General features: G+C 59.4%; 4 protein-coding genes and 1 rRNA gene. All 5 read right to left on the bottom strand.

All coding sequences use genetic code 11. The features are described 5' to 3' along the window. Positions 1-27 precede the first annotated feature (27 nt). Positions 28-1,473, bottom strand: a complete 1,446-nt coding sequence (locus tag OKC43_RS14765; protein ID WP_236271983.1) for an amino acid permease — start codon at positions 1,471-1,473, stop codon at positions 28-30. A gap of 103 nt (positions 1,474-1,576) precedes the next feature. Beyond that, on the bottom strand, positions 1,577-2,032 hold the full coding sequence (locus tag OKC43_RS14770; RefSeq protein WP_236271982.1) for a beta-galactosidase subunit beta: 456 nt from the start codon (positions 2,030-2,032) through the stop codon (positions 1,577-1,579). Then, entirely contained in the window at positions 2,029-5,103 is a 3,075-nt protein-coding gene (ebgA, locus tag OKC43_RS14775) for a beta-galactosidase subunit alpha (protein ID WP_236271981.1), read from the bottom strand. The genes OKC43_RS14770 and ebgA overlap by 4 nt, the downstream gene beginning before the upstream one ends. A 321-nt stretch (positions 5,104-5,424) precedes the next feature. Next, entirely contained in the window at positions 5,425-6,390 is a 966-nt protein-coding gene (gene ebgR, locus OKC43_RS14780; protein WP_005342046.1) for a transcriptional regulator EbgR, read from the bottom strand. A gap of 165 nt (positions 6,391-6,555) precedes the next feature. Continuing rightward, a 5S ribosomal RNA gene (rrf, locus tag OKC43_RS21740) occupies positions 6,556-6,638 on the bottom strand; the annotation flags it as partial.

The raw sequence follows: 6,638 nt of genomic DNA on the forward strand, positions 1-6,638 counted from the left end.
CGGTTTGATTGGGATTCAATGCAGTGGCTATGGCGTCTGCATGGCAACCTGCGCCGTCGGCTGGGCCTCTTTCGCACGCGCTTCGGCGCTGAGGGAGGCTTCGTATCTGTTGTATTTCCACCAGGCGAAGCCGAGGAAAATCACGATCCCGCCGACGTTGTAGAAGATGATGGTCATGATGTCGGCGCCGGTCGGGAAGGTGGAGGCGAGGAAACCCACCGAGAAGATGGCGATCAACACCGAGACCACGGTGATACCGGTAGTGCGCGAACCCATCTTGAACTCCCGCGGCAGGTGGTCGAGCTTCAGGCGCAGATTGAGGTAGGCCAGCATGATGAACAGCGGCGGCAGCATGGAGGCGGCGGCGGTCATGTTGATGACGGTGTTCATCAGATCCTGCGCTGTGTTGGAGCCCAGGGTCGGGATCACCATCAGCGGCAGCACGATGAGGTACTGGATCCAGGCTGCACGGGCGGGCACGCCGTTCTCGTTGAGCTCGACCGTCTTCTTGCCGAAGATGCCGGCCGGGATTTCGGAGAAGAAGATCTTCACTGGGGTCGCCGTCCACATCAGCAGGGAGCCGAACATGGCGGTGAAGGAGACCAGCCCGACGAAGCGGTTCATCAGGATCTCCGGCAGACCGAAGTAGGCCGCCAGCCCCTCGAACACCTGCACCGAGCCGCCGGTATATTTCAGGGTACCGCTCGGTACGAACACGTTGATCAACAACGACGCGATAGAGTAGAGCACGCCGATAAAGATCCCGGCGATGATGATCACCTTCACGAAGGACTTGGAGCCGCCCTTCACGTCATTGACGTAGACCGCCACCGACTCGGCGCCACCGGCTGCCATAAAGATCCAGGTAGTGATGCCGAGGAAGGCCCAGCTGAAATCGGGGATCATGGCCTCTACCGTGATGGGGTCAGCCGGCTGCACGCCGCCCACAAGTGCCGCACCTGCCAGCAGGATGTAGGAGAGGGTCAGCAGCAGCATCAGGGACGAGGTCACCGAGGTGATGGGGCCAAGCATCTTGGCGCCGTTGGTGGAGACATAGGTGGCAAAGGCAAACAGCACCATGCTCAATGCCGTGGTCGCCACCGGAGTGAGAATGTACTCGTAGCCGAGGAAGGCATAGGAGGCGTAGGCGATGACCCGCGGCAGCAGCGAGGTGAAGAAGAAGAGGTTCACGAACCAGTAGGTGTAGGCGGAGATAAAGGCCCAGCGACCGCCGAGGGAGCTCTTCACCCAGGCATAGACGCCCGCTTCGGAGTTCTTATTCAGTGACACAAATTCCGCAATGATCAGGCAAAACGGAATGAAGTAAAAAATGGTGGCCAGAAAGAACATCGGTGCCGAGGCCAGACCGATCTCGATGTTGTTGTTGATGACGTTGTTGAAGCTGAATACCGCCGCGAAGGTGAGCGACAGCAGACCAAACTTGCCTATTGTATTGCGTTTGGAATCAGACATGGGGCATCTCCAGACCTGTAGTTATCTCAGCGAAAGAACGGGGCATTAGTTGTAGGGTGAGCCCCGCCCTTCCGGCTTTTGTCAGTGCAGAACCGGCGGCTTGTTATTTGTTTTTGAAGTAGCCGCCTTCGACGGTGACCTTGATGATCAGCTTGCGCACCGGGCTGTCGCCGACGAACCGGTAAGCCTCGTCGTTCTCGAAGATCACCACCTGACCGTTGCCGACTTTCTGGCGCTCGCGCACCTCGCCGGCCAGCCACTCGCGGTCGGTGGTGTCGTCATAAACCTGCTCGACCTGCAACTCCGACTTGGCAGCCCACTCCACCGTCTCTTCCCCTTCCAGGTAGTAGTGAACGTCGAAGTAGCGGCGCTGCCCCTCGAACAGGGAGGTGGCCGGGCTGGCCCCCTCCTGCAAGCGATAGGTGAGGGAGTCACCGATGGAGTGGCAGATCCCGGGCTTGAGGTTGGCCAGGTTGTTGATGGCCTCCACGCAGCGGCCCCACTTCTTGCCCTCCCGGTAGATGTTTTTGAACAGGGTCAGGTTGTCCAGGGTGATCATGCGAGGTTCCTCCCGCCGTTGATGGTGAGATCGAGCCCGGCCAGCGCAGCCGGATTGAGGTTGCCGCGAGCGATGGGCAGCAGGGTCAGGCCGAAGCTGAACGGCTCGAAGCGCACCCGCCAGGAGTCCAGCACCTCGGAGCCCCAGGAGTTGGAACCCAGCCCCAGCACCTTGTGATCCAGATTGAGGGTGAGATAACCGCTCGGCTCCAGCTCGTTGATGTGCTGCGCCGCGTGGATATGCTCCCAGCTGTAGGGCCAGACGCTCAGGTTGATGGGGGCATCGGGCCGCACGTAGAGGCCGGCGCCGTGGCGGTTGGTCAGGGTCGCCCAGCGCACCTGCTGGCGGTTGCCGTTGTCCTGCGGGAAGGGGTAGTGCTCCCACATCTCGCTGACTGTGCTCTGGAAGCTGTCGATCCAGTTGCTCTGGCGGCTGTCCTGATAGTTTTCGCCCGGCCCCATGCCGTAGTAGTGCACCCGGTCGAGATCCTGACGAATACCCAGCTCGAAGCCGATCTTGGGGATGATGTCGTCATAACCGCCGTAGGGCTGACCGGAGAGTGCCACGTGCAGCTGACCGTTCGGGCTCAGGGTGTAGACGTAGCGGCAGCGCATGCCGAAGTCGAACACCGGCGGCGCGATCAGGCTCTCGACCGTCACCTCGACCGCCTCACCCAGCTGGCGCCAGCTCAGAGTGCGGAAGTGCTCCTGCATGATCTGCAGGTGGTTCGGGTGCCACAGGCTCTCGTACTCCTGCTTGTGGTTGTCGATCATCGGCTTGAAGAAGGTGAGACGCGGCGCCCGCTCGATAAGCTCATTGCCATCCTGCTGCCAGCTCACCAGCTTGCCGTCGAGGCGTGAGAAACGCAGAGCAAAGCCGCTGCCACTCAGGGTCAGCGCGAGCCGCTCGTCGGCAATCTGCAGCGCAGTAGCGTTGGGATTGGCAAAGGGCTGCAACTGGCGAGTCGACTCTTTCAGCCGGAACTGGTACTGGCCCAACTCGTGCTCCGCCGCGCTGTAGCGGGTGGCAGTGGCCTTGATGACCCGCAGCTGGACGAAGGTTTCCCGCCCATCAAGCATGGGCAGTTCGAGTTGCAACTCGGTGGTGGCACCGGGAGCTACCCCTTCCAGCCGGATCTGCTGGCTGGCCAGCAGCTCGCCCTCTGCCTTCACCTCGACCAGCAGGCGGATGTCGTCGAGAGTGGAGAACCAGTAACGGTTTTCCACTTCCAGCTTGCCGCTCGCCAGATCCAGCGCACGCACCTTGACCGGGCAGATCACCTGCTTGTATTCGCGCAAGCCAGGCCCCGGGGTCTGATCCGGATAGATGAGGCCATCCATGCAGAAGTTGTAGTTGTTGGGGTAGTCGCCGTAGTCGCCGCCGTACTTGTAGACGGGGCGGCCCTGCTCGTCCTGATCCAGAATGCCGTGATCGCACCACTCCCAGATGTAGTGACCCTGAATGTGGGGATGACGGTCGAAGACCTGCTGATATTCGCTGAGGCCACCCGGGCCGTTGCCCATGGCGTGGGCGTATTCGCAGATAATACGCGGCTTCGCCATCGGGAACTCGCCGAAGCAGTTCATCTGGGAGACGCGGGAGTACATGGTACTCACCACATCCACCACCTCGGCATCGCGATCCTCTTCGTAATGCACCAGCCGGGTCGGGTCGATCGCCTTGCAGCGCTGGTACATGGCCCTGATGTTGCAGCCGTAGCCGGACTCGTTGCCGAGCGACCAGATGATGATGGAGGGGTGGTTCTTCTGGGCGTGCACGTGGCGCTCGATGCGATCCACGAACACCGGCTCCCAGAAGGGGTCGTCGGTGATGCGGCTGAGATCGCCGACGTTGGCAAAGCCGTGGGTCTCCACGTCGGTCTCCGCCATCACGAACAGGCCGTACTGGTCACACAGCTCGTAGAAGCGCGGGTCGTTCGGGTAGTGGGCGGTGCGCACCGAGTTGAGGTTGTGCTGCTTCATCAGCACGATGTCGCGCTCAACACGATCCATGCCGACCGCGCGGCTCTTGAGGTGGTCGTTGTCGTGACGGTTCACCCCATGCAGCTTGAGGTAGTGACCGTTGACGTAGAAGAGGCCATCTTTGACCTTGATTTCACGCACCCCGACTCGCTGCGGGATCACTTCCAGCAGCTCGCCCTGACCGTTGTAGAGGGAGAGTTGCAGCTGATAGAGGTAAGGGTCTTCGGCGCTCCACAGATGGGGGTTGGCCAGATCCAGCGTGAAGCGGCAATCACACTTGCCATCGATGGCGAGATGGTCGAGGGCGCCACTGGCGATCTCGCTACCCTGATCCAGCAGCGACCAGACCAAGCGGTGATCACGGGCAGGCGCACCCAGATTATCCAGCTGGATATCGCAGCTCAGGGTGGCGCTTTGATTGTCATCAGCCAGCGCGGTGCGGATGAAGAAGTCCTGCACATGGGTGGCCGGTTTGCCCACCAGATAGACGTCGCGGAAGATCCCCGCCATCCACCACATGTCCTGATCTTCGATATAGGTGGAGTCAGCCCACTGCATCACCCGTACCGACAGCAGGTTCTCGCCAACCTTGGCGTAGGCACTGATATCGAACTCGGCGGTGAGACGGCTCCCCTTGCTGAAGCCGACATACTGGCCGTTCACATAGACCTCGAAGTAGGTCTCCACCCCGTCAAACTTGATGATCACCTGCTCGCCGTCCCAGGCTGGGCTCAGCATGAAGCTGCGCTGATAGGCGCCGGTGGGGTTGTTGGTCGGCACGAAGGGTACGTCGATGGGGAAGGGAAAACCTTCGTCGGTGTACTGCAGCTGACCATGTCCTTCCATCTGCCACATGTTGGGCACGGTGATCTGGCCCCACTCGCTCATGGGGCTGTGATAGAAGGCCTCCGGCACCTGCAGGGGGTGGTCGAAGTAGTGGAACTGCCACTGGCCGCCAAGGCTCAGAAAACGGCGGCTCAGCTCGCGCTGCATGGTGGCCGCCAGCGCGTGGTCGGCATAAGAGAAGAAGTAGGCGCGCGGGGCCAGCCTGTTTTCACCAACGAATTGGACGTTTTCCCAGTTATTCACATGTCCTCCCGGAACAAGGCAACGTTAACTGGGTAAACTCTAGATAAACATTTACTAAATATCAGCTTTGGATTGGTAAAGTTTTAACCTGATCACAATGGACAGATGGTTTTGTGAGCGAGATCAGAAGCGGGAGATAAAGGAGGACAAGATATGGATGAGTGGCATGGATGTTGATAGCCGTTGGCTGAACTGCAATAAAATCAACGATAAAACAATATGATATGACGTAATGGGATGATGTAGGAAAGAGGTTTGCTTGGGAGAGGTGTCGCACCACCGCAAGATGGTGCGACTAAAAAGCTCGTTATTTTACTAAAATCAGCGAGTGGTGCCACGCAGGGTCAACTTGCTCGGTACCAACACTCGGAGTGGAATATCCCGCTCGTCTCGCAGCCGCTCAACCAGCAAATTGACCCCCTGGGAGCCCATCAGCTCGGAGTGGATCCGCACCGTGGAGAGCGGCGGGAAGGTGAACTTGGCGGTCGGAATATCGTTGACGCTGATAAGCTCGATCTGCTGGGGAATCGCCAGTCCCTTCTCGTGAATGGCACGCAGCACACCAATGGCGATGGAGTCGGAGGCGACGAACAGCGCCTTGGGCCAATCGCCGGCCAGCATCTCCTTCGCCAACTGGTAGCCGGAAGCGCTGGAGAAGTCCCCACGATAGAGATCGCTCTCCTGCACCACCCCCAACCGCTGGCCATAATCGCGGAAGGCCAGTTCACGCAGATCCGGATTCTCATCCTGACCACCGATATAACCGATGCGCTGGTGCCCCTGCGCGATGAAGTAATCGACGACCTGCTGGCTGATCAGGGCGAGATCCACATCGACCGAGTCGAACTCTCCCTGTGAACGGCAGTCGACAAACACCAGCTGGCTGGAACAAGCCCTTAGCTGGACGAGACGCTCGGCTGTGAGGGTACCGACCACCAGAATGCCATCCACGGCGCTCAGTTCGCGCCCTTCACCGCAGTTGTAGAGATGGGTCAGTTCGATATTGAGGCGGGCACTCTGGGTCTCGATGCCATAACGGATAGCGAGATAGTAAGGGTCGTTGACCTCGGTACTCTGGGGATAGGCATAGACCACCAGAAAGTGCAGCTTGCTCTTGTGTACCCCCTTGCGGGCGCTGCTGGTCTTGTACTCCAGCCGCTCGGCAATCTCGAAGATCCGCTGCTTGGTCTCTTCCTTGACGCTCAGGCTGGGATCCTCGTTCAGTACCCGGGATACCGTGGCGAGAGAAACCCCCGCTTCCTGTGCAATTTCCTTCAACGTAGCCATCAATACCTCGCTGGCAGCATCACGTGTTAATCGGCAACGGCTAAAGAGTAACGGGCAATCCCTTGATAGCCCAGCACTTTTACTAAAATCCCGGTGGCATGGCAGATTTTTGGAACACAGAAATGCAAAAAGGCCTCCCGAATGGGAGGCCTCTTCTAAATAGGTGCCTGACAGTGTCCTACTCTCGCATGGCGAATGCCACACTACCATCGGCGCTACCGCGTTTCACTTCTGAGTTCGGCATGGGA

The sequence above is a fragment of the Aeromonas sp. Y289-2 genome, from assembly GCF_027705925.1.
GTDB lineage: Bacteria > Pseudomonadota > Gammaproteobacteria > Enterobacterales > Aeromonadaceae > Aeromonas > Aeromonas veronii.